26 protein-coding genes are annotated in these 26,068 nt (G+C 70.9%); 13 read left to right on the top strand and 13 right to left on the bottom strand.

Annotated features, from left to right (window positions below; genetic code table 11):
- Nucleotides 1–25: 25 nt before the first annotated feature.
- The 4 genes from ACERZO_RS42835 to ACERZO_RS42850 are packed head-to-tail and all read right to left on the bottom strand — an operon-like array spanning nucleotide 26 to nucleotide 4,006.
- Complete coding sequence (locus ACERZO_RS42835) at nucleotides 26–853, bottom strand: ABC transporter permease (protein ID WP_372671705.1); 828 nt, start codon at nucleotides 851–853, stop codon at nucleotides 26–28.
- Nucleotides 850–1,743: an ABC transporter permease gene (locus ACERZO_RS42840; RefSeq protein ID WP_372671706.1), complete on the bottom strand. Its 894-nt coding sequence runs from the start codon at nucleotides 1,741–1,743 to the stop codon at nucleotides 850–852. Before ACERZO_RS42840 ends, ACERZO_RS42835 begins: the two co-directional genes overlap by 4 nt.
- Nucleotides 1,740–2,783, bottom strand: coding sequence for an ABC transporter ATP-binding protein (locus ACERZO_RS42845; RefSeq protein WP_372671707.1), 1,044 nt, complete (start codon nucleotides 2,781–2,783; stop codon nucleotides 1,740–1,742). Before ACERZO_RS42845 ends, ACERZO_RS42840 begins: the two co-directional genes overlap by 4 nt.
- The gene (locus ACERZO_RS42850; RefSeq protein ID WP_372671708.1) at nucleotides 2,780–4,006 is read right to left on the bottom strand and encodes an extracellular solute-binding protein; all 1,227 of its coding nucleotides are present in this window, start codon (nucleotides 4,004–4,006) and stop codon (nucleotides 2,780–2,782) included. Before ACERZO_RS42850 ends, ACERZO_RS42845 begins: the two co-directional genes overlap by 4 nt.
- A 62-nt stretch (nucleotides 4,007–4,068) precedes the next feature.
- Between ACERZO_RS42850 and ACERZO_RS42855 the strand changes: the two genes are divergently transcribed.
- The 5 genes from ACERZO_RS42855 to lysA all read left to right on the top strand — a co-directional run bounded on the left by ACERZO_RS42855 (nucleotide 4,069) and on the right by lysA (nucleotide 8,780).
- On the top strand, nucleotides 4,069–4,764 hold the full coding sequence (locus tag ACERZO_RS42855; RefSeq protein WP_372671768.1) for a GntR family transcriptional regulator: 696 nt from the start codon (nucleotides 4,069–4,071) through the stop codon (nucleotides 4,762–4,764).
- Nucleotides 4,761–5,666 carry a dihydrodipicolinate synthase family protein gene (locus ACERZO_RS42860; RefSeq protein ID WP_372671709.1) on the top strand — a complete coding sequence of 302 codons (906 nt, stop codon included), beginning with the start codon at nucleotides 4,761–4,763 and terminating at the stop codon, nucleotides 5,664–5,666. The genes ACERZO_RS42855 and ACERZO_RS42860 overlap by 4 nt, the downstream gene beginning before the upstream one ends.
- 278 nt (nucleotides 5,667–5,944) lie before the next feature.
- Nucleotides 5,945–6,976 (top strand): fatty acid desaturase family protein, encoded by a 1,032-nt coding sequence (locus ACERZO_RS42865; protein ID WP_372671710.1) that lies wholly within the window; start codon nucleotides 5,945–5,947, stop codon nucleotides 6,974–6,976.
- Nucleotides 6,973–7,155: an RGCVC family protein gene (locus ACERZO_RS42870; RefSeq protein ID WP_372671711.1), complete on the top strand. Its 183-nt coding sequence runs from the start codon at nucleotides 6,973–6,975 to the stop codon at nucleotides 7,153–7,155. The genes ACERZO_RS42865 and ACERZO_RS42870 overlap by 4 nt, the downstream gene beginning before the upstream one ends.
- Before the next feature lie 281 nt (nucleotides 7,156–7,436).
- Complete coding sequence (gene lysA, locus ACERZO_RS42875) at nucleotides 7,437–8,780, top strand: diaminopimelate decarboxylase (RefSeq protein WP_372671712.1); 1,344 nt, start codon at nucleotides 7,437–7,439, stop codon at nucleotides 8,778–8,780.
- Here the strand turns inward: lysA and ACERZO_RS42880 are convergent.
- The gene (locus ACERZO_RS42880; protein WP_372671713.1) at nucleotides 8,758–9,378 is read right to left on the bottom strand and encodes a TetR/AcrR family transcriptional regulator C-terminal domain-containing protein; all 621 of its coding nucleotides are present in this window, start codon (nucleotides 9,376–9,378) and stop codon (nucleotides 8,758–8,760) included. The two genes, lysA and ACERZO_RS42880, sit on opposite strands and share 23 nt — an antisense overlap.
- A 63-nt stretch (nucleotides 9,379–9,441) precedes the next feature.
- On the opposite strand from ACERZO_RS42880, the gene ACERZO_RS42885 reads away from it, so the two are divergent.
- Complete coding sequence (locus ACERZO_RS42885; protein WP_372671714.1) at nucleotides 9,442–10,803, top strand: FAD-dependent monooxygenase; 1,362 nt, start codon at nucleotides 9,442–9,444, stop codon at nucleotides 10,801–10,803.
- On the opposite strand, the gene ACERZO_RS42890 is transcribed toward ACERZO_RS42885, so the two are convergent.
- Entirely contained in the window at nucleotides 10,800–12,326 is a 1,527-nt protein-coding gene (locus tag ACERZO_RS42890; RefSeq protein ID WP_372671715.1) for an APC family permease, read from the bottom strand. The two genes, ACERZO_RS42885 and ACERZO_RS42890, sit on opposite strands and share 4 nt — an antisense overlap.
- A gap of 265 nt (nucleotides 12,327–12,591) precedes the next feature.
- Between ACERZO_RS42890 and ACERZO_RS42895 the strand changes: the two genes are divergently transcribed.
- Nucleotides 12,592–13,068 carry an Lrp/AsnC family transcriptional regulator gene (locus ACERZO_RS42895; protein ID WP_086677247.1) on the top strand — a complete coding sequence of 159 codons (477 nt, stop codon included), beginning with the start codon at nucleotides 12,592–12,594 and terminating at the stop codon, nucleotides 13,066–13,068.
- 53 nt (nucleotides 13,069–13,121) lie between these two features.
- On the opposite strand, the gene helR is transcribed toward ACERZO_RS42895, so the two are convergent.
- Together helR and ACERZO_RS42905 are read right to left on the bottom strand one after the other, a co-directional pair.
- Nucleotides 13,122–15,326 carry an RNA polymerase recycling motor ATPase HelR gene (gene helR, locus ACERZO_RS42900; RefSeq protein WP_372671716.1) on the bottom strand — a complete coding sequence of 735 codons (2,205 nt, stop codon included), beginning with the start codon at nucleotides 15,324–15,326 and terminating at the stop codon, nucleotides 13,122–13,124.
- 101 nt (nucleotides 15,327–15,427) lie between these two features.
- A complete protein-coding gene (locus ACERZO_RS42905) occupies nucleotides 15,428–17,245 on the bottom strand; it encodes a LamG-like jellyroll fold domain-containing protein (protein ID WP_372671717.1) in 1,818 nt (605 codons plus the stop codon).
- 79 nt (nucleotides 17,246–17,324) lie between these two features.
- On the opposite strand from ACERZO_RS42905, the gene ACERZO_RS42910 reads away from it, so the two are divergent.
- The gene (locus ACERZO_RS42910) at nucleotides 17,325–17,708 is read left to right on the top strand and encodes a VOC family protein (protein WP_372671718.1); all 384 of its coding nucleotides are present in this window, start codon (nucleotides 17,325–17,327) and stop codon (nucleotides 17,706–17,708) included.
- Here the strand turns inward: ACERZO_RS42910 and ACERZO_RS42915 are convergent.
- Together ACERZO_RS42915 and ACERZO_RS42920 are read right to left on the bottom strand one after the other, a co-directional pair.
- The gene (locus tag ACERZO_RS42915) at nucleotides 17,684–18,172 is read right to left on the bottom strand and encodes a DUF6328 family protein (RefSeq protein ID WP_372671719.1); all 489 of its coding nucleotides are present in this window, start codon (nucleotides 18,170–18,172) and stop codon (nucleotides 17,684–17,686) included. The genes ACERZO_RS42910 and ACERZO_RS42915 overlap by 25 nt on opposite strands.
- A gap of 61 nt (nucleotides 18,173–18,233) precedes the next feature.
- Nucleotides 18,234–19,199 (bottom strand): helix-turn-helix transcriptional regulator, encoded by a 966-nt coding sequence (locus ACERZO_RS42920; protein WP_372671720.1) that lies wholly within the window; start codon nucleotides 19,197–19,199, stop codon nucleotides 18,234–18,236.
- Nucleotides 19,200–19,255: 56 nt separating this feature from the next.
- On the opposite strand from ACERZO_RS42920, the gene ACERZO_RS42925 reads away from it, so the two are divergent.
- On the top strand, nucleotides 19,256–19,783 hold the full coding sequence (locus ACERZO_RS42925) for a DinB family protein (RefSeq protein WP_372671721.1): 528 nt from the start codon (nucleotides 19,256–19,258) through the stop codon (nucleotides 19,781–19,783).
- Nucleotides 19,780–20,367 (top strand): GNAT family N-acetyltransferase, encoded by a 588-nt coding sequence (locus ACERZO_RS42930; protein WP_372671722.1) that lies wholly within the window; start codon nucleotides 19,780–19,782, stop codon nucleotides 20,365–20,367. Before ACERZO_RS42925 ends, ACERZO_RS42930 begins: the two co-directional genes overlap by 4 nt.
- Nucleotides 20,368–20,389: 22 nt before the next feature.
- Here the strand turns inward: ACERZO_RS42930 and ACERZO_RS42935 are convergent, their stop codons facing one another.
- The 3 genes from ACERZO_RS42935 to ACERZO_RS42945 all read right to left on the bottom strand — a co-directional run bounded on the left by ACERZO_RS42935 (nucleotide 20,390) and on the right by ACERZO_RS42945 (nucleotide 23,673).
- Nucleotides 20,390–20,782: a TIGR03667 family PPOX class F420-dependent oxidoreductase gene (locus ACERZO_RS42935; RefSeq protein ID WP_372671723.1), complete on the bottom strand. Its 393-nt coding sequence runs from the start codon at nucleotides 20,780–20,782 to the stop codon at nucleotides 20,390–20,392.
- Between the two features lie 62 nt (nucleotides 20,783–20,844).
- On the bottom strand, nucleotides 20,845–22,665 hold the full coding sequence (locus ACERZO_RS42940; RefSeq protein WP_372671724.1) for a DUF2339 domain-containing protein: 1,821 nt from the start codon (nucleotides 22,663–22,665) through the stop codon (nucleotides 20,845–20,847).
- Nucleotides 22,666–22,710: 45 nt separating this feature from the next.
- Nucleotides 22,711–23,673 (bottom strand): Gfo/Idh/MocA family protein, encoded by a 963-nt coding sequence (locus ACERZO_RS42945; protein ID WP_372671725.1) that lies wholly within the window; start codon nucleotides 23,671–23,673, stop codon nucleotides 22,711–22,713.
- A gap of 88 nt (nucleotides 23,674–23,761) precedes the next feature.
- Here ACERZO_RS42945 and ACERZO_RS42950 point away from each other — a divergent pair, with 88 nt between their 5' ends.
- The 3 genes from ACERZO_RS42950 to ACERZO_RS42960 all read left to right on the top strand — a co-directional run bounded on the left by ACERZO_RS42950 (nucleotide 23,762) and on the right by ACERZO_RS42960 (nucleotide 26,041).
- Nucleotides 23,762–24,142: a hypothetical protein gene (locus ACERZO_RS42950; RefSeq protein WP_372671726.1), complete on the top strand. Its 381-nt coding sequence runs from the start codon at nucleotides 23,762–23,764 to the stop codon at nucleotides 24,140–24,142.
- Between the two features lie 37 nt (nucleotides 24,143–24,179).
- The gene (gene dusB / locus ACERZO_RS42955; protein WP_372671727.1) at nucleotides 24,180–25,319 is read left to right on the top strand and encodes a tRNA dihydrouridine synthase DusB; all 1,140 of its coding nucleotides are present in this window, start codon (nucleotides 24,180–24,182) and stop codon (nucleotides 25,317–25,319) included.
- An 83-nt stretch (nucleotides 25,320–25,402) separates the two neighbouring features.
- Nucleotides 25,403–26,041: a VC0807 family protein gene (locus ACERZO_RS42960; protein WP_372671728.1), complete on the top strand. Its 639-nt coding sequence runs from the start codon at nucleotides 25,403–25,405 to the stop codon at nucleotides 26,039–26,041.
- The last annotated feature ends 27 nt before the right edge of the window (nucleotides 26,042–26,068 follow it).

Here is a 26,068-nt window from a genome sequence, read left to right on the forward strand (position 1 = left end):
AGAGTCGAACGCATGAGCGAACGAGCTAAGTCTCCTCCCGAATCCGGGTGACCAGCTGGGTCGGGTTCACGAACCGCAACGCGACGAGAAGGAGCACGAGCATGGAGGCGGTGTAAATGGTCGCCATGGCGTCGACCGACTGGTTGGCCCGGATGCCCGCGGCGAACACAGAGTTGTAGAGCGCCACGACGAGGGTCGTCGAGTCCGGGCCGGCAGTGAGGAACGTCAGCTCGAACATGCCGACCGTCCGGACCAGCACGAGGATCGAAGCGGCCAGGATCCCCGGCAGCAGCAGCGGGCCGAGGATCCGGGTGAACACCGAGACCGTGCGCGCGCCGGACATGCGCGCGGCGGCTTCGATCTTCGGGTCGATCTGCTCGATGAACGGCGTCATGGTCAGCACGACGAACGGCACCGACGGCACCAGGTTGGCCAGGATGACGCCGGTGATCGTGCCGGCGAGGTGGAACTTGTAGAGCACGGTGGCCAGCGGGATGCCGTAGGTGATCGGAGGGATCAGGATCGGCAGCACGAACAGCAGCATCACCAGGCGCTTGCCGGGGAACGAGCGGCGGGCCAGCGCGTAGGCGGCCGGGACGCCGACCGCAACCGACACGGCGATCACCACCAGGGCGACGATCGCCGTGGTCAGGAGGACGTCGGACAGGCCGAACTCGCGCCAGGCGTCGGCGTACCAGTGGGTCGTGAAGCCGTCCGGGAGCCAGGTGCCGAACCACTGCACCCCGAACGAGTCGACGACCACCGAGAGCACGACGCCGGCGAGGTTGACGAAGAAGAACGCGACGACAGCCCAGACGACCCAATGTCCGGGACGCGCGACCCAACCGGTCATCCCTTGCCTCCGGTCGCTCCGCGGTACAGCGTGCCGCGCCACGCCATGACCAGGCCGATCACGATCAGCATGACCACCGCCATGAGCATCGCGACGGCCGAGCCCATCGAGTAGTCGTACTCCTCGAACGCCGCGTGGTAGGCGGCGATCGAGATGACGCGGGTCTCGTTCGCGGGGTCGCCGACGAGCTGCGCGGAGGGGAACACGGAGAACGCCATCACGAACGACAGGCAGAAGGTGATCGCCAGGCCGGGAGCCAGCAGGGGCAGCGTGATCCGCCGGAAGCGCTGGACCCAGCTCGCGCCGAGCGTCGCGGCCGCCTTCTCCAGGGAGGGGTCGATGCCCGAGAGGTAGGACAACGTCAGCAGGAAGGAGAACGGGAAGCCGGTGATCACCAGGGACAGCAGCACGCCGGTGTAGTTGTGGATCAGCGGGAGCGGCTGGTCGGTGACGCCGAGGACGGTCAGCAGCTTGTTCAGCCAGCCCGCCGGGCCGCCGTACATGATCAGGCCCTGCGCGGTGAGCACCGTGCCGAGCGTGATCGGCACGACGAGGATCGTGGTCAGGAGGCGCTTGCCGCGGACGCGGCCGCGCATCACGTACGCGATCGGGATGCTGGCGAGCACGTTGATGAACGTCGCGGGCAGCGCGATGCCGAGCGTCGTCCAGATGGTGTCGCGGAGGTACGGATCGCCGAAGAAGCGCGCGTAGTTGGCGAAGACGCCGCCCTGGCGTGGGGCGAACGACAACTGGAGGCCGTACAGGAAGGGGTACAGAAATAAGCAGGCAGTGACCAGCAGGCCGGGCACCAGGAGGAGCAGGGTGCGGTCGATGCCGCGTTCGGCCAGGCGGTGGCGCAGTGCCGGACGGGCAGTCGCGACGGCCGTCACGGCTCGAACACCAGGACGCGCTCGGCCGGGACACCGATCCGGGTGGCGTCGCCGGGGGCCAGGCGCTTGTCGGTCCGGAAGTACACCGGCGTCCCGTTCTCGAGACGGGCCGAGACCGACAGCTCGCGGCCGTGGTACTCGACGATCTCGACCGTGACGTCGAGGGCGTTCTCCGCACCGTCGCCGACGACGAAGTCCTCCGGGCGGATCGCCACCTTGGCCGGCCCCTCGGTGAGCGAGCCGCGGCCGGTCAGGCGGACTCCCGCGCCCTCCACGGTGACCGAAGTGCCGGCGGTTCCGGTGACCGTCATGTCCAGCAGGTTGCGATACCCCATGAAGGAGGCGACATAACTGTTCACCGGCTGGGCGTAGACCTCTTCGGGCGTGCCGATCTGCTGAACCGCGCCTTCGCGCAGCACCACCAGGCGGTCGGCCAGTGACAGGGCCTCCTCCTGGTCGTGGGTGACGTACACCGTGGTCAGGCCGAGCGTCTGGTGGAGCCGGCGGATCTCCATCCGCATCTCGAGCCGCAGCTTGGCGTCCAGGTTGGACAGTGGCTCGTCCATCAGGACCACCGGTGGCTCGAGCACCACGGCGCGGGCGATGGCGACGCGCTGCTGCTGTCCGCCGGACAGCTGGGCGGGGAACTTCGCCGCGTGGTCGGTGAGCTGGACCAGGCGCAGGGCCTCGTCCACGCGCCGGCGGGCGTCGGCGCGGCCGACCTTGCGCATCTTGAGGCCGAAGCCGACGTTGGCGCGGACCGACATGTGCGGGAACAGCGCGTAGTTCTGGAAGACCATCCCGAACCCGCGCTGCTCCGGGGGCCGGCCGTCGATGCGGGTGTCGTCGAGCCAGATGCTGCCGCCCGTCAGGGGCAGCAGGCCGGCCAGGCAGTTCAGCGCGGTCGACTTGCCGCAGCCGGACGGGCCGAGCAGGGCCACGAACTCGCCGCGCGCGATGGCGAGGTCGAGGCCGCTCAGGGCGTTCGCGGTGCCGAAGCTGCGCGAGACGCCGTCCAGCCGCAGCTGCCCGAACGTCACTTCTTGCCGACCTTCGAGCCGCCGACCAGCTGGTTCCACTTGTCGAACGCCTTGACCTGCTGCTCGGCCGGCAGCGAGGTCTCCTTGGGGTACTGCGCGATCCACTGCTCGTACTCCGGGCGCCCGAACTGCTTGATCGTGTCCTGGCTCTTCTGCGGCGCCATCTGCAGGGTGACGTCCTTGACCGCCGGGCCGGGGTAGAAGTAGCCGTCGTCGTAGGCGATCGCCTGCTGGTCCGGCTTCAGCATCCACGCGATCAGCTGCAGGATCGCCGACTCCTGGTCGGGCGAGAGGCCCTTCGGGATCAGGGCGTACTGGGCGTCGGTGACCCAGTGCATCGGCTGCATGATCGCGGTCTTGACCGTGTTGGGCACCGTGCCGAGCTTGCGCGGGTTGATGTCCCAGCCGGTCGTCGACATGATCATGTCCACCGAGCCGGACGCCAGGTTCTTCATGGTCTCGGTGGTGCCGGAGGGGTAGTACTTCACGTACTTGCCCAGCTCCTGCAGGAACGCCCAGGTCTTGTCCCAGCCCTTGTCCGGGTCCTTCGGGTCCTTGTCACCCAGCAGGTACGGCAGGCCCATCAGGAACGTGCGGCCCGGGCCGGAGTTGGACGGCTGCGCGTACTGGAGCTTCTCCGGGTGCGCCTTGGCCCAGTCGAGCAGCTCCTGCGGTGACGCCGGCGCCGTGGGCACCGCGCCCGGGTTGAACTCCAGCAGCGGGCCGGACGGGTAGTAGACGACCTCGACGCCGTAGCCGTTGGCCAGCTCCTGCATCTTGGCCGCGGGCTCGAGGTAGTTCTGCATGAGGTTCGGGAACCGGCCGGCGAAGTCCGGGAGCACCTTCGCCAGCGTGCCGTTCGCGATGCCGGCGGACAGGCCGTCCGTGCCGCTGAGGACGAGGTGCGTCTGGGCGACGCCGCCGTCCTGCTCGGCCTTCAGCTTGCCCGCCATGCTCGGGGCGGGCGCTGTCGAGTACGTGACCTTCGAGAGCACTTCCGGGTGCGCGGCCTTGAAGTTCTCGATCATCTGCTTGGTGAGCTGCAGGTTGCCCGCGATGTCGAGGATGTTCAGGTCGACGGGCTTGCTCGGCTTGTCCGGCACGGCCGAGGGATTCGCCGCTTGGCCGCCATCTCCACCCGGCGCGCCACAGGCCGCCAGACCGGCGGCGAGGCTCGCCGCCAGCAGCACTCGTCGGAATCGGAAGCCGGTGCGACGCTGCATGGCTGCTCCCTGGGTCCGTGATAATGTTGTATGTCGCATCGTATATCAGATCGGACATGCCAGTGGCGAGCACTTCTTCGGCCAGGAGGCCGCCGCCGCCCGTCTCGCGGACGGATTTCGTGCGTGACGCGATCAAAGAAGCGATCTTGAGCGGCGAGTTCGGGCCGGGCGAAACGCTCGTCGAAGCCGAGGTGGGCGCCCTGCTCGGGGTGTCGAAGACGCCGGTGCGCGAAGCGCTGCGGATCCTCGCCGGTTCCGGTTTGGTCACGATGAGCACGTACAAGGGGGCGGCGGTCCGGGTCATGGACGCCGAAAGCGCTCACGCGGTGTACGACCTGCGCGCGCTCCTCGAGCCCGAAGCCGTCCGACGCGCTGTCGAGCGCGGTGCGGACTTCGGCGACGCACGGCAGGTGCTGGCCGGCGTCGAGACGGGCGCGAACGCCACCGATCGCGCGAAGGCGAGCTTGACCAACCGGCTGTTCCACCGCGCGCTCTACGCCGGCTGCGGGAACCCGCTGCTGGTCGAGTTCCTCGACGGCCTGCGCGACCAGGCGGCGCTGATCACCGTCACCGGCTGGGGCATCAGCCCGACGTGGCAGGGCGAGGCGGCCGAGCACCGGGCGATCCTGGCCGCCGCCGAGAGCGGGAACGCCCGGCAGGCCGAGCACCTGCTGCGCCGGCACATCACGGATTTCCTCGACCGGGTCGCGTACGGCCTGCCGGGTGAGCACAGCACCGAGACGAAGGGAGCCCGATGACGTTCGAGCAGCAGAGGCGGCGGCTGTCCGGGGTGGTGGCCATTCCGGTCACGCCGTTCGACGCCGAGGGCGCCGTCGACGGGCAGACGTACGCGAAACTCGTCGACCGGCTGGTCACCGGCGGCATCGAGGTCGTGACGCCGAACGGGAACACCGGCGAGTTCTACGCGCTGGACGCGGCGGAAGCCCGGCAGTGCCTGGAGGTCACCGTCGAAGCCGTGGCCGGGCGGGCCAGCGTGCTCGCCGGGATCGGCCACGACGTCGCTTCGGCGACGCGGGCCGCCGCGCACGCGCGGGACGCCGGCGCCGACATGATCATGGTCCACCAGCCGGTGCACCCGTACATCTCGGGCGACGGCTGGGTCGACTACCACGCCGCGATCGCGTCCGCGGTGCCCGAACTCGGTGTCGTGCTCTACGTCCGCAACCCGGCGATCGCCGGCGAGCAGCTGCGGGCGCTGGGCGAGGCGGCGCCGAACGTCGTCGGCGTGAAGTACGCCGTGCCGGACCCGGTGCGGTTCGGCTCGGTCGCGCGGGACGCCGGCTTCGAACGGTTCGTGTGGATCGCCGGCCTGGCCGAGCTCTCGGCGCCCGGCTACTTCGCCGTCGGCGCGACCGGGTTCACGTCGGGCCTGGTGAACGTCGACCCGGCGATCTCGCTGGAGATGTTCCGCGCACTGTCCACATCGGACTACCCGGCGGCGATGACGGTCTGGGAGCGGATCCGGCCGTTCGAGGAACTGCGTGCGGCGAACGGGAACGCGAACAACGTCAGCGTGGTCAAGGACGCGCTCGGCCAGCTCGGCCTGTGCCGCCCCGACGTCCGGCCGCCGAGCCGGCTGCTGACGGGGGCCGAGCGCGAACGGCTCTTCGGACTGCTTTCGTCCTGGGGGCTTTCCTAGAACTGGCGAACGGCGCCGCGGCAGCCCTGCCAGCCGATCGGCCGGCATGACCACGAGACGGGTGTGCGGTACGTCACCGTCATCCCGATGTGGCCGACTGTACACCTCTTCGGTGACCGGCGGGGAATTGTCATCGGGCGCTTCTGGTGTCACGCTGGGGGCATGCCGCGGAGCGAGCCCGCGGTCAGGCCTCAGTGCCCTTCTTCGGGATCGGGTCCGGCACTTCAGTGCCGGGAGCCGTTGCTGGACAAGCATTTCAGCTGACCAGAACGGCGGACATGACTTCGCTTCAAGCACCGGAAACTTCGCACGGCAGCGACTTCGCCGAGCTGTCCCGGCTCATCAAGGACGCGGGGCTCCTCCGCCGGCGCCGGCGGTACTACGCGGTGCGGATCGGGCTCAACCTCGCCGCGTTCGGCGGCGGCTGGGTCGCGTTCGCCTACCTCGGCGACTCGTGGTGGCAGCTGTTCCTCGCGGCCTTCTTCGCGATGATGTTCGCGCAGCTGTCGTTCATCGGCCACGACGCCGGGCACAAGCAGATCTTCCGCAGCCGCCGGGCGAACGACGCCACCGGGATCGTCCACGGTGGACTGACCGGCTTGAGCTACGGCTGGTGGATCGCGACGCACGCGCGGCACCACGCCAACCCCAACCACGAGGACGAGGACCCGGACGTCGACATCACCGTGCTCGCGTTCAGCAAAGCGCAGAGCTCGCGCAAGCGCGGGTTCCTGCGCTGGATGGCGAAGTACCAGGCGTTCCTGTTCTTCCCGCTGCTGTTGCTGGAAGGGCTGAACCTGCACGTATCGAGCGTGAAAGCGGTGCTGAACAAGGATCTTCGACGCCGCAAGCTGGAGGCCGCGCTGCTGATCGCGCACCTCGTGGCGTACCTCGCTGCGGTGTTCATCGTGCTGTCGCCGCTGACCGGGATCATCTTCATCCTGGTGCACCAGTTCCTGTGGGGCCTGTACATGGGCTGCTCGTTCGCGCCCAACCACAAGGGCATGGAGATGCTGGCGACCGGGCACAAGCTCGACTTCCTGCGCAAGCAGGTACTGACGTCCCGCAACATCCGCGGCGGCCGGATCGTCGACTTCGCGCTCGGCGGGCTGAACTACCAGATCGAGCACCATCTGTTCCCGAGCATGGCCCGGCCCAACCTGCGGCACGCGCAGGTGATCGTCAGCGACTTCTGCGCCCGGCGCGGGATTTCGTACGCCCAGTGCGGCTGGGCGCGGTCGTACGGGTACGTGCTCCAGCACCTCCACGAGGCGAGCGAGCCGCTGCGAAAGCCGCGGGTGGCGGCATGACAGGCCCGCTACCCGACGCGCCTGAGGCCTCGCGATCCGGCACACGCTGCCCGAGCTGCCCCCACCCGCTGGCAGCGCACGACGAGATAGCCCGCCGCTACTGCGCGGCAACGGCGGCAGGCCAGGGAACGGACCGAGGCTGCGTCTGCGGCACAGCGGCGGACCACAAGCCGGCTTGACAGCGCGCGGTCAGGGAGACACGGCTTGGGACGGCGACGAAGCTCGCTGAGGCGCCCTGGGCAGTACGCGGCAAGCCGAGCGCTCGCTCGTTCCCGTGTGACGCCGTCCGGATTCAGCTCTTCGCAGGTCAACCGAGGTGTGGCCGAAGTTACTCGCGCGTTAACAACGCGTCAGCGGGCGACGGAAACCCATCAGGACGGCATTCACGGGTGAGCACCGGCAGCCCGAACAGCGGTGTTCTGGCGAAGTCCGATCCGCCGCGAATGCCCGGAGGCACCCCGTGACGCTCAGCGAGCTTCTTCCCAGCCTCGGCTGCGAAGCCGCCGATCACCTCGAGCCAGGAGTCTGGCCGCGAAGCACCCGACTCGGCGAAGACGGCGAACTCCTCTTCGCCGGCGCGAAGGTCAGCCACCTCGCCGCCCGCTTCGGGACGCCGTCCTACCTCCTCGACGAGCGGCAGGTGCGCGACACCGCCCGCGAGTACCGCGAAGCGCTGCCGGACGTCGAAGTCGCGTACGCGAGCAAGGCGCTGTGTACGCGGTCCGTACTGCGTTGGGTCGCCGAAGAGGGGTTGTCGCTCGACACCTGCTCCGCGGGTGAGATCGCCGTCGCGCGCGCTGTCGGCTTCCCCGCGGAGCGCATGCTGCTGCACGGCAACGCGAAGACACCCGAAGACCTGAAGGCCGCTCTCGAGTACGGCGTCCGGCGGATCGTCGTCGACTCGCTCGACGAGATCGAGCAGCTCGGCGCGCTCGCGCAGGGCGGGCAGCAGGTCATGATCCGCGTGACGCCGGGGGTCGCGGCCGGGGCGCACGCGTCGATCAGCACCGGCACCGAAGGCCAGAAGTTCGGCTTCTCACTCCTCGACGGCGTACCCGACAACGTCGACGCCGCCGTGGAAGCGGTGAAGCGACAACCCGGGTTGCGGCTGAAAGGGCTGCACTGCCACATCGGCTCGCAGGTGACCAGAATCGACCGGTACGAGGCCGCCGCGCGGCGGATGGCCGAAGTCCTCGTCCGAATCCGCGACACCCACGGCGTCACGCTGCGGGAACTCGACCTCGGCGGCGGGCACGCGGTGCCGTACGTCGGCGGCGAGCCCGCCTTCGACCTCGGCGGCTACTCACGACGGCTACGCGTGGCCCTCGCCTACGAGTGCGCGGCGCACGGCTTCCCGCTGCCCCGCTTGACGATCGAGCCGGGCCGGGCGATCGTCGGGCCGGCCGGGATCACCGTGTACCGCGTGTGCGCGGTCAAGCGCGGCAGCCGCACGTTCGTCGCGGTCGACGGCGGCATGAGCGACAACGCCCGCCCGGCGCTCTACGGCGCCCGGTACACGACACGCCTGATTGGCCGCCGCTCCAGGGAAAAGCGCGTCCCGATGACCGTCGTCGGCCGGCACTGCGAATCCGGCGACGTCCTCGCCGACGGCATCAGCCTGCCCGGCGACCTGCACGCCGGCGACCTCCTGGCCGTCCCGTGCACCGGCGCGTACCACCACTCGCTGGCGTCGAACTACAACCAGGTCGGCCGGCCGCCGCTGGTCGGCGTCAAGGACGGCGTCGCGACGCTGCTCGTGCGTCGCGAAACCGAGGAGGACCTCAGCCGCCGCGACCTCGGTTAGTCACCGCCAGCCCGGCGAGCAGCACGCCGAGCGCGTACCGGAAGTCTTCGTCGACCGTCGAACCGGCGCGTTCCCGCAGGCCCTGCGCCATCAGCGGGAACGGGAAGGCATCGGACTCGATCACCACCGCCTCTTCGGCGGGCGAGGGCCGCGTCTGGTCTTCGACGGCCCGGCCCAGCACGAAGTGCACCAGTACCCCGGCCGCGCGGGTCGCCTCCCCGAGCGGGAAGCCCGCCTCGTGCAGCACCCCGACCGCGCGCTCGGCGAACTCGCCGAGCGCGCGGGCCACGGTGAGGTCCGCGCCCAGCGCGACGCGGGCGCCGTCGCGGTGCGCGAGCAACGCCGTGTGCAGCGCGAAGCCCGCGTCTTCCAGCCACTCGAGCCACGGCCCCGACGACGGCAACCCGGCGACCACCGGCGCGACGATCGCGTCCGTCATGCGGTCGAGCAGCGCGCGCTTGCTGCGGAAGTGCCAGTACAACGCGGGTGCCTTGACGCCCAGCTCGGTCGCCAGCCGCCGGACGGTCAGCTTGTCCAGCCCCTCGGCTTCGAGCAGGCGAAGCGCGACGCGCACCGCGCCGTCGACGTCCAGCGACATGTTCCTCCTTGACGCCTTAACTTGTTAAGGACATCCTAGCCCTTAACAAGTTAAGGAGGAACCGTGGATGCCGACGTGATCGTCGTGGGCGCGGGCCCGGTGGGCCTGTTCCTCGCGGCCGAACTCCAGCTGGCCGGCGCCGAACCACTGGTCCTGGAACGGCTGACGGAACCGTCCGAAGAGCCGAAGGCACGCGGCTTGGGCGCGCTGGCGACCGAAGCGCTTTGGCGACGCGGTCTCGGCGACCAGCTCGCCGAAGCCGACGTCGAAGGTACGAAGGACCTCGCCCGCGACCACGGCACCACTCGCGGCCACTTCGCGAGCATCTTCAAGATCGAGCCGCGCGAAGACCGCCCGCGGACCAACATCTGGCAGCCGGAGCTGGAACGCGTCCTCGCGAAGCACGCCGACGGCGTCCCGGTGGTGCGGGGCCACGAGGTCACCGCGCTGGAGTCCGATGTGGATGGTGTCACCGTGACCGCCGGAAGGACGTGGCGCGCGAAGTACGTCGTCGGCTGCGACGGCGGCCGCAGCGCCGTCCGGAAGCTGGCCGGCTTCGCCTTCCCCGGCACGCCGGCGCTGCTGCGCACGGTCGCCGGGCAGGCGCGGTTCGCCGGGCCCGTCCCGCCGGCCGGGCGGTACGCCGGGGGCGCCTTCCTGCACGGCGGCAGCATGGTCGGGATCACCGAACCCGCGTCGAACCCGGAGCCGGTCACCGCGGCCGGCTTCGCCGCGAGCATCCGGCGGATCACCGGCGCGGACGTCGTCGTCGAGGAGTTCCGCGAGGAACGGCGGTTCGGCGACCAGGCCCGTCAGGTCGACGACTACCGCCGAGGGCGCGTCCTCCTGGCCGGCGACGCCGCGCACGTGCACTCGCCCAGCGGCGGCCAGGGCCTCAACCTCGGCTTGCTGGACGCGCTCAACCTGGGCTGGAAGCTCGGCGCCGTCCTTCGCGGCGACAAGCCCGAAGCGTTCCTCGACACGTACACGCGCGAAAGGCACCCGGCGGGCGAAGCGGTGCTACGCAACACGAGGGCGCAGTCCGCGCTGCTGGCTCCCGGCCCGCACGTCGACGCGCTGCGCGAGATCGTCGCCGAGCTGATGGACCTGCCCGAAGCGAACAAGTACTTCGCGGACCTCCTGTCCGGGGTCAACACCCGCTACGACTTCCCTTATCCCGCCGCAAAGCCGGTCGGCGAGCACTGCCCGGACATCGAAATCGTCGATGAGCACGGCCGCACGTCCCGGCTGCCCGAGCACACCCGCACCGGCCGCGGCCTCCTGCTCACGACCGAGCCCGTGACCGAACCGCGGGTCGACGTCGTCCGCGCGACGAACACCGGCCCGCTGCTGCTGCGCCCCGACGGCGTCATCGCGTGGGCGGGCGAAGGCTCACCGGCAACCGCGTTGGACACCTGGTTCTAGACCGGCTCGATGACGTCGCCGCCGCGCCGCACCACCCCGCGCGGCAACCGGCGGCCGGCGAAGAAGTCGCGGCACGCACGGTGCACGGCGAACATCAGCGGCACGCCGAGCACGATCGACACCACGCCGATCACCGCGACGCCGCCGATCCCGAACACCGTCGTCTCGCCCGCGTCCGGCTTCGCGTACTCCACCAGCGCGAACACCAGCACGGCCAAGAAGAACACCCCGCCGGCGAACGGCAACAGCCCACGCAGCACGAAGTTGCGCGCGCTCGCCAGCAGCGTCCGGCGGAACACCCAGACGCAGGCCAGCGCCGTCATCGTGTACTCGATCGCGATGGTCAGCCCGACCGCGTCGACCGAGTCGGCCAGCACGTTGTCGCTGACCAGCGCCAGCAGGACGTACACCGCCAAGGACACGAGCCCGAACGCCCAGGTGGCCACCGACGGCGTCCGGTACTTCGGGTGCACCCGCCCGAAAACGCGAGGCAGCGCGCCGTGGCTGGCCATCGACAACGTCGTGCGTGCCGCGGGCATGATCGTCGCCTGGCTGGTGGCCGCACCGCTGGTCAGCACCGAGACGATCAGCAGCACGCCCAGCACCTTGCCGGCCGCGCCGTCGCCGAACACCGCGCCGCCGAGGCCGGCGAGGACGTCGCCGGAGTTGGCCTCGTTGCCCAGCCCGATCCCCTCGGTGCCGACGCCCGCGAAGGCGAGCGCGGCGACCGTGACGAGCAGGTAGTTCAGCACCAGCAACACGGTCGAGAGCACGGCGGCGCGGCCCGGCGCGTGCCGCGGGTCGGCGGACTCCTCGTTGACCGACAGCGAGCTTTCCCAGCCCCAGTAGATGAACACGGCCAGCAGCACCGCCGAGACCGCCGTCCCCGCGCCGACCCCGCCCGGCCACAGCCAGTCCAGGCGCGGCACCGACGCCTGCGGCCCGGCCGTGCCGTCGAAGACACGGACGAGCGCGACGACCGAGAAGAGCACCAGGACCGCGAGTTCGACGCCGAGCAGGATCCACTGCGCCCTCGCGGACACCTCGATGCCGCGGTAGCACAGCCAGCACAGCGCCAGCAGCCACGCGGCACCGATCGCCGTCGTGAGCCACCGGTTGTCCGCCGCGCCGGACGCGCCGAACAGCAGCAGCGTGTACCGGCCGGTCAGCGCGGACTGGCTGCTCATCACCAGGAGCTGCGCGACCGTGACGACCCAGCCGGTGAACCACCCCGCGTGCGCGCCGAACGCGCGGGCCGCCCACGTGAAGTTGGTGCCGCAGTCGGGTTCCGCGGTGTTCAGCTCGCGGAACGCGAACGCGACGAACAGCACCGGGACGAACGAGAGCAGCACGAACGCGGCCGCCTTGAAGCCGGTGCCGGCCAGCACCATCAGGCCGAGCGTGGCCGCGATCGAGTACGCCGGCGCGGTCGACGACATCCCGATGACCATCGACGACACCATGCCCAGCGCGCCACCGCGCAGTCCCTTCGCCGGGACGGCGGGGGCGAGTGCCACGGTCATTGCGTTGGTCCTCCTGGGGTCGCGGGAGACGGCAGAGCCGCCAGACGGTACCCGCCGCCGCCCCGCGAGCGGGTCCGGCTGTGCGCGGGCGCACAAAACCGCCTCGGAATGACTCGTGAGTTTCCCCCTCAGCCACCGAATCCTCGGCAAATCACGATCCTGGCGCCGGATCACGTGAAGCTGCCGCGGGGGTCTCGCTTTCTGGTCAGGTCTCGATACGCTGCGCACTTGACAAATCACATGCCGAAACACAGGGAGGGACGGCATGGGTGACGATTCACGTGCGCGCGGACTGGACAACACGGACAGATCGCTCATCGCCCTGCTGCAGCAGGACGGCCGCGCGTCGTTCACCGCGCTCGCGAAGGCGGTGGGGCTTTCGGAGGGAGCCGTCCGCCAGCGCGTGCAGCGGCTGCTGCGCGACGACCTCATGCAGATCGTGGCGGTGACCGACCCGGTCAACGTCGATCTGACGCGCCAGGCGATGGTCGGCATCAGCGTCGACGGCGCTGATCCGCGCGAGGTGGCGGACAAGCTGTCCGAGCTCGCGCACGTGCACTACGTCGTGCTGTGCGCCGGGCGCTACGACCTGCTGGCCGAGCTCGTCTGCCGGGACGACGACCACATGCTCGAGGTGCTGGGCGAAGAGATCCGCAAGATCGACGGCGTGTCCGGGACCGAGCTGTTCGTCTACCTCAAGCTGGCCAAGCAGAACTACGCTTGGGGCCGGCTCACGGCGTAGCCGCTCGTGAGTGTGAAACAGGGTTCTAGCCCTGTTTCACACTCACGAGGCCGCTACAGGAACCGGCGGTGCCCGGCGCGCACGGGCGAGCCCGCTTCGGCGAGCCCGGCCAGCACCGGCGGGAGCGGATCCCGGTGCAGCACACCGAGGCGCTGCGTGGCGCGGGTGAGCGCGACGTACAGCTCGGCCGCGCCACGCGCGCCTCCGGCCAGGATCCGCTCCGGTTCGACGACGAGGACGGCGTCGAACTCCAGGCCCTTGGCCGCCGACGGCGGGACCGCGCCGGGCACGCCCGGCGGGCCGATGACGACGCTGGTGCCTTCGCGCCCGGCTTCGTCGCGGACGAATTCGTCGATGGCGGCACCCAGTTCGCCGTCGGCGATCCGCCGCGCCCACGGCCGGATCCCGCACGCGCGCACCGATTCCGGCGGCCGCGCGTCCGGCGCGAATTCCGCGAGGAGCGCGCCGGCGACGGTCATGATCTCCGCCGGGGTCCGGTAGTTGACGGTCAGCTCCCGGTACACCCACCGGTCGGCGACGTACGGCGCCAGCACCGGTCCCCACGCCGTCGCCCCGGCCGGGCTGCGACGCTGCGCAAGGTCACCGACGATCGTGAACGAGCGGCTCGGGCACCGGCGCATCAGCACCCGCCAGTCCATTTCGGACAGTTCCTGTGCCTCGTCGACGACGACGTGCCCGTACGTCCAGTCGCGGTCGGCGGCCGCGCGTTCGGCGAGGTCACGCGCGTCCCGCTCGACGAACCGGCCGGCGAGGTCTTCGGCGTAGAGCAGGTCGGTGGCGACCAGGCCGAGGTCTTCGTCGAGTTCCTCGCGGTCGAGCTTGATGAGGTCCATGACGCCTTCGGCGTACTCGGCGTCCTCCCGCGCCTGCCGGCGAGCGGCGGCCCGTTCGGCCGAATCGTCGTGACCGAGCAGGTCGACCAGCTCGTCGAGCAACGGCACGTCCGAGACGGTCCACGCCGCGCCGTCCGCGCGGAACAGCGCCGGGCCGGCCCCGGCGGCCTCGAGCCGGCGCGGTGACATGTACAGCGGGGCCAGCAGCGTCTCCGGCGTCAGCTCCGGCCACAACGCGGCCAGCGCGGCGTCGAGGCCAACGTGGGTGGCCAGCTCGTCGAGGACGTCGGCGCGCAAGTTGGCCCACGCTCCGCGATCTTCGCTGGTCAGCCAGCCCTCGCCGATGCGTGCGGCGGCCCGCTCGGCGAGCGCACTCACGACGTGCTCGCGGAAGACCGCGCGGGCCTCGTTGTGCGGCAACCCGGACCGGCGCGCCTCGAGCCGGGCCTCGTCGGCGACATCGGCGTCGAGGTCGACGGTGACGTCCGCCAGCTCGACCGGCACCGGTTCGTCGGGCACCTTCTGCCGGTCGGCGACCGCCGCCTTCAGCACGTCGAGGATCTTCAGCGATCCCTTGAGCCGCGCCGCTTCCGGCGTGTCCTCGGCGGTCACGCGCAGCCCCGGGACGAGGTCGCCGGTGGTCCGGAAGACGACGTCCGACTCGCCGAGCGACGGCAGCACCCGGCCGATGTGGTCCAGGAACAGCGGGCTCGGCCCGACCACCAGGACGCCGCTGCGCGACATCCGTTCGCGCCGGGTGTAGAGCAGGTAGGCGACGCGGTGCAGCGCGACGGCCGTCTTGCCGGTGCCCGGCCCGCCCTCGACGACGAGCACGCCCGGGTGGGCGAGCCGGATGATCTCGTCCTGCTCGGCCTGGATCGTCGCGACGATGTCCCGCATGCCCTCGCCGCGCGGGGCGTTGACGGCGGCCAGCAACGCCGCGTCGCCGCGCTCGTGGCCGCCCGGCCGGCCGAGCACCTCGTCGGTGAAATCGACGATGGTTCGCCCCAAAGTGTGGAACTGACGACGACGGCGCGTGTTTTCCGGCGTCGCCGCGGTGGCGACGTAGAACGGGCGCGCCGCCGGCGCCCGCCAATCCAGCAGAAGCGGTTCGTAGTCGTTTTCGCCGTCGAAGAGACCGATCCGGCCGATGTAGCTGGTTTCGCCCGAAAGGGCGTCCAACCGGCCGAAGCACAGCCCGTTGTCGGCGACGTTCAGCCGGACCGTCTCGCGCGCCCGGACGCGCACGTCCGCGTCCCGCTCCACCAGTGTGGTCCCCGGTTCCCCGAGTGCGCGGTCGTAGCGGACGCGCGCCTCGGCACGTTCACGGTCGAGGCGCGCGTACAGCCCCTCGACGTACGCGCGCTCCGCCCGCAATTCCTCGTCGTACCCCTGATTTGACAAATTCCCCTCACAGCGGTTAGACTGACGCTACATTCGACGGATCTTCCTGTTCAATTCGGAAGGCACGTCGATTTTTTATTGTCCACCCGCTGTCAAGGGCCTCAGCCCAGCATGAATTCACGCGGGTTCAGCGGCCGGTCGGCCACCCGCACGTCGCCCAGCAAACCGGCGAAGCTCCGGTCCACCTTGCCCTCGTACGACGACGCTCCGACCAGCCACGACCCGCCCGGGTTCGCGAGCCCGATCGCCGGCGTGGCCGGGTTCCGCACCACCGGGCAGCCGTCGACGTACACGACCGTGCGCCGCCCGTCGTTGACCACCGCGACGTGCCACCACCGCTCGACCGGCAGCTCGTGGCCCCAGTTCGTCGAGATCCGGTCCTGGTTCAGCGGGAACACCGCCCACTGCAGCTCGCCACCGTCCGAAAGGGACAGTGTGGCCGCCGACTCCTTCGGGTCGTCGCCGGTCTTGCCCGCGGCCGCGCCGCTGCCCTCGCGGGCGAACAGGCCGCACCAGCCGTGGTGGCCGTCCTTGAAGTTCGCCGGCAGCCAGAAGAACGCTTCGACGGTGTAGCCGCGTTCGAACTTCAGCTTGTTCATCGGTGCGGCGTCGACCGTGCGCAGGTACGCGCCCCGGCTCGGGTCGCGGCCGCCGTCGAAGCGCAGGCTCGCCCGCGACGGCTGCCGCGGCGAGAACTCGCTCGAGAACTTCAGCGCGTCCGGCCCGCTGCCGGGCGCGGTGACGCGGATGAGGTCGTTGCCGCGCCCGGTCTGGTCGCGCACGACGACGTTGTCCGGCACGGGCTTGCCGTCCTGACCACCCTCGAACCGCCAGTAGGCGACCGTGCCCGGCACCAGCAGCTGCTTCGCCGGACGTCCCGGCGGCACCGGCACCGGCGCGAAGCCCTTGAACCGCTCGGCGAAGTCGATCTCCAGGCTGAAGTAGTCGGCGGTGCCGCTGCGCTCGACCTCGACCCGCTGCATCTCGCTCAAGTGGTCCTGCGCGGCGAGCCACGGCGAGAAAGTCCGGACGTCGATCACACCGCGCGCGAGGTCGAACTGGTAGAGCCGGACCATCGCGCTGCCGCCGTAGTAGCGGTCCTGGTAGTTGGCGATGTGGACGTGGACGTCGTGCCCGGCGGCGTTCTTGCGGACCGTGCGGCCGGTCGGCCAGTAGTGGCCGTTCAGCGTCAGGAAGATCTGGTCGTTGCCGTTCACCAGCTCCTTCCAGACCAGCTCGCCGAAGGTGGAGAACTGCGCCTGGGCGTCGTCGCCGGCCCAGACCAGCTCGTGGATGGTGAGGATCGCGGGCAGCGTCGGGTGCTGCGCGAGGACCTGCTTCGCCCAGTTCAAGCCGCCGGCCGAGGGCCGCCAGTCGAGGGCGAGCAGCAGCCAGTCGCGGCCGCCACCGCGGAAGATGTGGAAGGTGTTGTAGCCGTCCTTCGAAGCGCCGCGGAACGTCGGCGAGTTGCGCTGGCGCTGCGGGCCGAACGCGTCGAGGTACGGCGACGGGCCGCGCTGGTCGTCCTTCGAGCCGTCGATGTCGTGGTTGCCCGCGAGGGTGCTGTACGGGAACCGGCGGCGGTCGAGGGCCTGGAACGACTTGCTGATGCGGGCGAACTCGTCCGCGCGGCCGTTCTGGGTGAGATCTCCGAGGTGAGCGAGGAAGACAACGTTGTCATCCGCCTCGTCGAGAACGTACCGCAGCGAGGCGTCCAGCGGAGCCGCGTCGCCGCGGTCCTCGTCGAACAGGTACTGCGTGTCCGGCATGACCACGAGCGTGAAGCGCGGATCTTCGGCGTCGGGGCGGTGCTGGCCCTGAGCTTCGGCGGCCGGCGCGCCGAGGACGCCCGGCAGGGTCGCCGCGGCGGCGACGGCCGGGGCGCCGAGGAGGAAGGTCCGGCGAGAAGTGTCAGTCACGGGCGGGAAGCTACGGGCGCCGCCCGACCGCCCCGGCAACTGCTGCCGAACACGGGATGAACAGCGGTACTGTGCGCGCATGCGGGTCTTCCGGCTGATCCAGCCCGTCGACGACATCGAGGTCGCGGTCGCCTTCTACGCCGCCGTCTTCGGCGACCCCGGCGAGCGGATCTCGGTCAACCGGCACTACTTCACCTGCGGCGGCGTGGTGCTCGCCTGCGTCGAGGCACCGCTCGAACACCGCGAACCGCGGCCGCGCAAGGACCCGCGGATCGTCTACCTGGCGGTCGACGACGTCGAGGAGACGTTCGAGCGCGTGCGCGGCGCCGGTCCTCGCTGGATCGACGAAGCGATCGAGACGCAGTTCTGGGGCGAACGGTCCTTCTACGCCGACGACCCCTTCGGCAACCCGCTCTGCTTCGTCCAGGAGGACACGCTCTACTTGGGCGGTCCCGTCGGCTGATCGCCATTCTCCGGGTTCAGCCGCAACGGCATGGCGAACCAGAGGACGCCGAAGATCAGCACGCACAGCACCGCCATGACGACCATCGCGATCTCGCCGTAGACGACCTTGGCGATCAGCGCGACCGTCGACGTGATCGCCAGGGCCAGGCAGACCAGCCCGACCAGGACCAGGCGGTTGCCGACCGTCAGGATCCGTTCGCGGCTCCCGGTGCGGAAGAGCAGGCGGTGCCACGCCGCGGGCGCGGTCAGCAGCGCCGTCGCGGCCACCGCGAGCGCCACCGCGGACAGGTGCAGCGACTTCTCGAACCCGCTGGCGTCGTGGAAGCGGTCGGTGAACACGACCGAAAGCAGGAAACCGAAGAGGATCTGCACGCCCGCCTGGGCGACGCGCAGCTCCTGCAGCAGCTCGCCGACGTTGCGCGTCAGCTGCTCGTTGCGGGTCTCGCCGGTGTGTTCGGCCACGGAAAAACGATACGTGGACTCCCCGGCGGCCACCCGCTGGGAAACGAAGGTTGCTTTCCGCTCAGGAAGGGAGACTTTCGGTGGCCGCGAGCAGGCGTTGTCCGAGGACGCGGACGGCGTCCCGGAGTTCGGGGCACCGCACGACCCGGAACGGCGCCGGGAGCCGGGCGAGCTGCTCGGCGTACCACGCGGGATTGCTGGTGCTGCCGGTCAGCCGGGTCGTCTCGTCGTCGACGCGCTCGAGCTTCCCGACGGCGCGCGGCAGGCACCGGCCCACGCGGTCGAGCGGCGCGTCGATGACGACCTCGACGTCGTACTCCCAGCCGACGGCCAGGTGCTCCTCGACTGTCGCGACCGGATCGAGGTCATCGGGCGGCTCGAAGGTGTCGTCGCCGATCTCGACACTGCGGACGCGGTCGATCCGGTACGCGCGCCGCGCGCCCTTCGGGTGGGTGCGGCAGAGCAGGTACCACCGGCCGTGGCGGACGACGACCGCCCACGGGTCGACCTCACCGGTCCACTCCTTGCCCGCCTCGGAGCGGTAGCCGAGCCGGACCCGCCGGTGGTCGGCGCAGGCGTGCACTAGGGTCGCCGTGGTGTCGGGGTCGGGCCGCGCGGCGGCGGCGTCCGGGGCGGGCGCGGCGGTCCGCCGGACGGCCTCGGCCTGCGCCGCGACCGGCTCCGGCAGGGCCTGCACGATCTTCCCGAGCGCGCCGCCGACCAGGGTGGCGGCGTCCCGGGCATCGTGGTGGCCGTCGAGCACGGCCATGACCAGGCCGAGCGCCTCGGCGGGGCTGAAGGTCAACGGCGGCAGCCGCAGGCCGCGCCCGACCCGGTAGCCGCCGTACGGCCCGCGGGTGGCGACGACCGGGATGCCGGCCTCGCGCAGGATGCCGATGTACCGCCGCGCGGCGCGTTCGGACACGCCGAGCTTGCCGGCCAGTCGGTCGGCGGTGATGCCCGGACCGGCCTGCAGCAGCTCCAGCGTGCGCAGCGCCCGCGCTGTCGGGCTCGTGTCGTCCGCCATGGGAATTCCCGATTCCGGAAGTGGATCGTCCGGAACCGATCCTAGGCTGCGCGGCCATGACCGACTCCTACGCGACCGTCGTGGTGGACGGCGACGAGATCGCGACGCTCCTCAGCACACTCGACCGGATCCGGCGCACCTTCGCGTGGAAGTGCGGCGGCCTGGACGCGGACCAGCTGCGCGCGACCACGGCGGCGAGCACGATGACGCTCGGCGGCCTCCTCAAGCACCTCGCCTTCGTCGAGGCCGACTGGTTCGCCGTCAAGCTGCGCGGTGAGCCGCTCGGGCCGCCGTGGGACACCGCCGAGCCGGGCTCGGAGTGGCGGACGGCGGCCAAGGACAGCCCGGCCGAGCTCTACGCCCTCTGGGACGCCGCGGTCGCCCGGTCACGCGCGATGGTCGCCGCCGCGCGGGCCGAGGGCGACGGCGGCCTGCCGGGCCGCTTCACCTGGCCTGACGGGCGGACCCCCAACCTGCGGCGGATCATCGCGGACATGATCGAGGAGTACGCGCGCCACACCGGCCACGCCGACCTGCTGCGCGAAGCCGTCGACGGTCTCGTCGGCGAGGACGCGCCGGCATGACGGCCGACGTCGAGGTCGTCCCCGCCAACGAGGCGTCCTGGGACGACCTCGTCGCGATCTTCGGCACCGCCGACTACCCCGGCCGCTGCCAGTGCCAGCGGTTCAAGGTCGCCGGCTGGATCTGGCGCGACTCCACGCAGGAGCAGCGAACCGCCATGCTGCGGAGCCAGACGCGGTGCGGTGACCGGGACGCCGCCACGAGCGGGCTCGTCGCGTACGTCGACGGCGAACCCGCCGGCTGGGTCGCCGTCGAGCCGCGGACCGCCTACCCCAAGCTGCGCGGCTCGCGCGTCCCGTGGTCCGGCCGTGCCGAGGACAAGGACGACGACGGCGTCTGGGCCGTGACGTGCTTCGCCGTCCGCAAGGGTTACCGCGGCCGCGGCCTCACCTACCCGCTGGCCGAGGCGACGATCGGCTTCGCCCGCGAACGCGGTGCGCGCGCTCGAGGCGTACCCGATGATCACCCAGCCGGGCAAGGAGATCACGTGGGGCGAGCTACACGTCGGCGCCCGTCAGGTGTTCGCCGACGCCGGGTTCACCGAAGTCAGCCACCCCACACCGCGACGCGTGGTCATGCGTATTGAGTTGTCTACAGTGGACTGATACTCACCACCCCCAGGAGCGGTCGGGCACCACACGGATGCGGACGGAGTACTCGGCGTCGAAGGCATCGGGCGTCTCGAACCCGATGGCGGCGTACGCCGGGCCGTACTTCTCGAGGTAGCCGGGCGCGTCCGACGCCTTGCCTTCTTCGACGTGCGCCTTGCCGTTCACGACGAGGATCGCGCCGCCGCTTTCGTTGCCGTTGAGGTGAAAGCTCACCTCGGGGTTGGCTTCGATGTGCCGCAGCTTCGCGGTGTCCGGCTTGCTGAACACCACGATGTCGTCGCCGTCGAGGACGAACCACACCGGTCGTGGTGCGGGCCGCCCCTTCGGCGTGACGGTGGTCAGCCAGCCGATCCGTTCCGCGGACCGGTCGGCGAGGTTCGGTTGGGTCATCGCTCCCCCTGGTCGTCGGGCTGTGATCCAGGTAACCACAGGGGTACGACAATTCTTCCGCGTCAGCGCGAGGCGACCCGCCGCGCGTACCGCGTCCCGGCCGCGAGCAGCACCAGACCCGCGCCGAGGAACGCGCCGACGCGCGCGAGGCCGTCCAGCGTCGCCAGGTCGAACAGCACCAGCTTGAGCACGGCGGCGCCGACCAGGACCAGCCCGATCACGCGCAGCGCGACGACGTCGATCCCGCGCAGGAGCAGCACGAGCGCCGCGATCGTCCAGGACACGGTGATCAGCGCGTGGCCGAGCAGGAAGCCGGTGCGGCCGGGGACGGCCAGCAGCGACGCGCACAGCACGACCCCGGCGGCGCCGTACAGCGCGGAAACCCCGGCGACCAGCCAGATCGGCAGGTCGTCGGCCGGCCCGCGGAAGACCTCGAGGCGCAGCGCCGCCCACGGCAGCGCGACCGAAACCGCGAGGAGCAGCGCGGCGACCGCGAGCGCGCCGGCGACGTCACCGACGGGCCGGACCCGGTACACCGTCAGCAAAACCGGGGTGACGTCGAAGAAGACGCCGATCACGCCGCCGATCGTCGCGAAGCCGAGCGCGGCGCCCAGCGCGACCTTGTTGCGCCCGCCCAGCGCGGCCACGACGAGCAGGAGCGCCTCGCCGAGCAGCACGGCGGCGCGGGCCGGGCCGTCGAACTGCGTGACGGTCGCCTGCAGGATCGCCAGCAGCCCGGCGAGGCCGGCCAGCTGCCCGGCGAGACCCGGCCACCAGCGGCGCGCCGCCCACACGGCCAGCAGGACGACCCCGGCACCCGCGGCGACGGGCACCGCCTGCGCCTTGGGCAGCAGCACGGCCGCGACGAGCGTCGGCAGGATCGCCGTCGCCAGCAGGGAAAGCGCGGCGGGGTCGTTCTGGCGGCGGCGCAGGACGATGAGCGCGAGCGTGACGCCGACGAGTCCCGCGGCGAGCGCCGCGGCGGTGTTGGGCCAGCTGCTGTGCACCACCGCCGTGCTGACGAGGGAGGCGAACAGCGGCGGCACGCCGGCGGCGAGCGTCAGGGACGACCAGTCGCGGCGCAGCTGCGCCGGCACCGTCGCGAGCTGGACCATCAGCAGGAAGGCGACGAGTTCGGCGGTGAAGCCGCGGGTGATCATCGGCGCGCAGACCGCGCACCCGAGGACGACGACGGAGGCCAGCAGCGGCGACTCCCACCGCACGGCCACGAGCAGGCCGCCGGCGGCGATCGCGAGACCCGCGGCGAGCCCGGCGAGCACCGGCAGGAAGTCGTACAGCGACGTCGCGGCGACGGCGTCGAGGTAGAGCGTCGCGATGCCGGTCCAGGCGAGGGCGAACGCCCCGGTGCGGCCGGCGGGCTTGCGGTGCAGCCAGACGCCGGCCCCGGTCAGCGCGAGCCCGAAGGCGGCCCCGACGAGCACGCGCGGCAGCGGCCCGAGCCAGCCCCGCTGGACGGCCAGCACGAGCAGCAGCACGACGCCGAGCAGCGTGACGGCACCGCCGACCCAGGCCAGGACGCGGCTGCCGGCCCCTTCCTTGCCGAGCTTTTCGCCGAGCGTCGGGCGCGGCGGGGGCGGCAGGTAGGGCGACGGCGGCGGGACGTACTGCTGCCGGGGCGGCTGCCAGGGGTTCTGCGGCCAGGACGGCATCTGCGGCGGCTGCGGCCAGGGTTGTGGTTGTGGTTGCGGCTGCGGCTGCGGCTGCGGCTGCGGCTGCGGCTGCGGCTGCGCAGCCTGCGGTTCGGCAGGTTTCGGCTGCTCAGCGCGGACGGAACGGAGTTCGGAGCCCACCACGGCAAGACGACGCCCCAAGTCGTCGATCTCGCCGGCGAGCCGGAGGAGCACATCTGCTTCGGTGGTCATACCGGACAGAGTCACTCACAACGGCCCACCAGCGGATCCGTAGCACTACTCAACCGCGTTGAGTACCTGGTCCATGGTCGTCATGATGGAAACGGTTTCGGCGAGCGGCATGAGCGGGCTCTCGATCTCACCGGCCGCCAGCCGCCGCGCAACCTCGTCGGCCTGGTGCCGCAGGCCACGGCCCTCGTCGACGTACTCATGGCGGACTCGCTCGCCTTCGCGCGGGACGAGCGTGAAGGACGCGGGAGCGTAGAACGGCCCGTCGACCTCGATACGCGCGTCGGTGCCGACGATGACGGCAGTGGTCGGCGAAACGGCGCTCAACGTGCAGTTCAGCACGGCCTGCGCCCCGCTCGGGTAGCCGAACAGCATCGACATCTGCGCGTCGACACCGGTGAAGGCGGGGGTCGCCATGGCGGCGACGCGGTCGGGGGTGCCGAGGACCATCGAAGCGAAGGAGACGGGGTAGATCCCCAGGTCGAGCAGGGCGCCACCGCCGAGTTCGGGCGCGAAGAGCCGGAAGGCGGGGTCTTCGGCGAACCACTGCCCGTGGTCGGCGGCGACGGTGACGACGTCGCCGAGGCTCGGCAGCAGTTCGCGGATGTGCCGGATGTGCGGCAGGAAGCGCGTCCACATGGCTTCCATGAGGAAGAGGTTCCGGTCCTTCGCCAGCGCGACGAGGTCCCGCGCCTCTTCGGCGTTCATGGTGAACGGCTTTTCGACCAGCACGGGCTTGCCGGCTTCGAGGGCGAGCCGCGCGTTGCCGTGGTGCAGGGGGTGCGGCGTGGCGACGTAGACGACGTCGACGTCAGGGTCGTCGGCGAGGGCTTCGTAGCTGCTGTGGCGGGTCGGAACACCGCGCGCGTCCGCGAACCGCTCGGCGCTCTCGGCCGTCCGCGACCCGACGGCCGCGACGACCCCGGAGTCCGTCAGCTTCAGGTCTTCCGCGAAGGCCCCGGCGATGCCGCCGGTCCCCATGATTCCCCAGCGCAGGGGCTTGTCGGTCATGCCGGAACCCTATGTCGGCAAAAGCACGGTGGGTGCCCGCCCCGCGGTCGGGCACGGTGGAGGTTCCCGACTCGAGCGGAGGCTCGCCGTGCCCCGTCGCCGTGTGCCTGAACGCGCCACCCCCGTCGGTGCCGGCCGGATCTTCCTGCCGGTGATGCTGGTCGTCTTCGGCCTGGGCACGCTGGTGCTCCTGGTCGCCGAGATCCGCGTCCTGGCGAGCGACTCCGACCGCTCGCCGTGGTTGGTGCTGTCGGCGTTCGCGACGGCGATCCAGCTGGTCGCGGTGGTCGCGCTCGGCTTCAAGCGCCGCTGGGGCGCGAAGGTGCTCGCGGCGGCGTTCGTGGCGAGCGTGCTGCTGGACTTCACGGCGCTGACCGGGCTGAGCACGGGAGCGGTCCTGATCAAGATCATCGTGGCCGGGGTCCTGGCGACGGCGGTCCTGGTCCGCTGGGACGACCTCGTCGCTTGACCGCCCCTGGTCGACGTGATCGACACCACAGGCGACAATGGAGGACGTGACCGCCACCCTGAGCAAGCCCGCCCTGAAGATCGGCCCCTACCAGGTCGATCCTCCCGTCGTGCTCGCCCCGATGGCCGGCATCACCAACGTCGCCTTCCGCCAGCTGTGCGCCGAGTACGGCGCGGGCATCTACGTGTGCGAAATGATCACCGCTCGGGCCGTCGTCGAACGGCACCCCGGGACCATGCACATGATGACCTTCGGGGCGAACGAAAAGCCCCGGTCCATGCAGCTCTACGGCGTCGACCCGAAGACCATGGCCGAAGCGGTCCGGATCATCGTCGGCGAGGGGCTCGCCGACCACGTCGACTCCAACTTCGGCTGCCCGGTCGCGAAGGTGACGCGCAAGGGCGGCGGGGCGGCGCTGCCGTACAAGCGGAAGCTGTTCGAGGCGATCGTCCGGGAGTCCGCTCGCGCAGCCGGCGACGTCCCGTTCACGGTCAAGTTCCGCATCGGCATCGACGACGACCACCGCACGTTCCTCGACGCCGGCCGCATCGCCGAAGCCGAGGGCGCGGCCGCCGTCAGCCTCCACGCGCGCACCGCCGCGCAGCGCTACTCCGGCCAAGCCGACTGGACGAAGATCGCGGAGCTGAAGGAAGCCGTCACGAGCATCCCGGTGCTGGGCAACGGCGACATCTTCAGCTCCGACGACGCCCTCCGCATGGTCGCCGAGACGGGCTGCGACGGCGTCGTCGTCGGCCGCGGCTGCCTTGGCCGGCCATGGCTGTTCGGCGAGCTGGAAGCGGCCTTCGCCGGCCGCCCGCTGCCGACCCCGCCGAACCTCGGCGAAGTCGCCCGCGTGCTGCGCCGCCACACCGAACTCCTCATCGAGCACGACGGCCATGACAAGGCCATGCGCGACATCCGCAAGCACATGGCGTGGTACCTGATGGGCTTCCCCGTCGGCTCCGAACTGCGCCGCGGCTTCGCGATGGTGTCGTCGATGGACCAGCTGGACGACCTGATCGCCCAGCTCGACCACGACGCCCCCTTCCCCGAAGCCGCCACCGGCCCGCGCGGACGTCAGGGCTCGCCGGGCAAGGTCACGCTGCCGCACGGCTGGCTCGACGACCCGGACGACGACTGCGTCCCCGAGGCGGAAGACATGCACTCCGGCGGCTGACGCCCGAACCCCTGACATCTGTCAGGCCGAAGTCGTGGCGGACGGCATCCGTCCCGGACTCCCCGCCGCGACAAGCTTTTCCCATGACGAACACCGGATCGCCGCTCAAGTCCCTCGCCATCGACATCGCCGTCCCGATCGGCGTCTACTACGGGCTCCACGCGCTCGGCGTCAGCGTCTTCCTGAGCCTCGCCCTCAGCGGCGTCGTCCCGCTCGCGCGGACGCTCCAGCAGTTCGCCGAGCACCGCACCCTCAACGGCCTCGCGCTGGTCGTCCTCGTCACGAACGTCGTCGGCATGCTGCTCACCTTCGTCTCCGGCGACGCCCGCATGATGATCGCCAAGGACTCGCTCGGCAGCGGCATCACCGGGCTCGTCATCCTCGCCTCCGCGTTCACCGCGGCGCCGATCATGACCAAGACGATCCAACCGTTCCTCACCCGCGGCAAGGCCGAAAACGAAGCCGCCTGGGAACGCCTCGCCGGCACCCCGCGATTCGAAAAGATCATGCGCCACACCAGTGTCATCTGGGGCGTCGGCTTCGTGCTCGAGTCCGCCGCTCGCATCGTCGGGGCCTTCACGTTGCCGATCGAAACCATGGTGTGGCTGAGCACCGTCATCTTCGTGGGCGCCTTCGCCGTGATCATGGTCATCGGCGGGAAGACGGCCGAACAGGCCGGCAAGATGATCGAGGCCGACGCGAAGCAGCTGGTCGCCGCTTGACCTGCGACAACGTCAGGGTGTACAGGT

Origin of the sequence: Amycolatopsis kentuckyensis (genome assembly GCF_041679295.1) — a bacterium.
Taxonomy (GTDB): domain Bacteria; phylum Actinomycetota; class Actinomycetes; order Mycobacteriales; family Pseudonocardiaceae; genus Amycolatopsis; species Amycolatopsis kentuckyensis_A.

Coding starts and splice junctions, on each gene's coding strand:
- ACERZO_RS42835 (WP_372671705.1), bottom strand. CDS start 853: ATGACCGGTTGGGTCGCGCGTCCCGGACATTGGGTCGTCTGGGCTGTC.
- ACERZO_RS42850 (WP_372671708.1), bottom strand. CDS start 4,006: ATGCAGCGTCGCACCGGCTTCCGATTCCGACGAGTGCTGCTGGCGGCG.
- ACERZO_RS42860 (WP_372671709.1), top strand. CDS start 4,761: ATGACGTTCGAGCAGCAGAGGCGGCGGCTGTCCGGGGTGGTGGCCATT.
- ACERZO_RS42865 (WP_372671710.1), top strand. CDS start 5,945: ATGACTTCGCTTCAAGCACCGGAAACTTCGCACGGCAGCGACTTCGCC.
- ACERZO_RS42870 (WP_372671711.1), top strand. CDS start 6,973: ATGACAGGCCCGCTACCCGACGCGCCTGAGGCCTCGCGATCCGGCACA.
- ACERZO_RS42880 (WP_372671713.1), bottom strand. CDS start 9,378: ATGTCGCTGGACGTCGACGGCGCGGTGCGCGTCGCGCTTCGCCTGCTC.
- ACERZO_RS42890 (WP_372671715.1), bottom strand. CDS start 12,326: ATGACCGTGGCACTCGCCCCCGCCGTCCCGGCGAAGGGACTGCGCGGT.
- ACERZO_RS42895 (WP_086677247.1), top strand. CDS start 12,592: ATGGGTGACGATTCACGTGCGCGCGGACTGGACAACACGGACAGATCG.
- ACERZO_RS42910 (WP_372671718.1), top strand. CDS start 17,325: ATGCGGGTCTTCCGGCTGATCCAGCCCGTCGACGACATCGAGGTCGCG.
- ACERZO_RS42920 (WP_372671720.1), bottom strand. CDS start 19,199: ATGGCGGACGACACGAGCCCGACAGCGCGGGCGCTGCGCACGCTGGAG.
- ACERZO_RS42925 (WP_372671721.1), top strand. CDS start 19,256: ATGACCGACTCCTACGCGACCGTCGTGGTGGACGGCGACGAGATCGCG.
- ACERZO_RS42930 (WP_372671722.1), top strand. CDS start 19,780: ATGACGGCCGACGTCGAGGTCGTCCCCGCCAACGAGGCGTCCTGGGAC.
- ACERZO_RS42935 (WP_372671723.1), bottom strand. CDS start 20,782: ATGACCCAACCGAACCTCGCCGACCGGTCCGCGGAACGGATCGGCTGG.
- ACERZO_RS42940 (WP_372671724.1), bottom strand. CDS start 22,665: ATGACCACCGAAGCAGATGTGCTCCTCCGGCTCGCCGGCGAGATCGAC.
- ACERZO_RS42945 (WP_372671725.1), bottom strand. CDS start 23,673: ATGACCGACAAGCCCCTGCGCTGGGGAATCATGGGGACCGGCGGCATC.
- dusB (WP_372671727.1), top strand. CDS start 24,180: ATGGAGGACGTGACCGCCACCCTGAGCAAGCCCGCCCTGAAGATCGGC.
- ACERZO_RS42960 (WP_372671728.1), top strand. CDS start 25,403: ATGACGAACACCGGATCGCCGCTCAAGTCCCTCGCCATCGACATCGCC.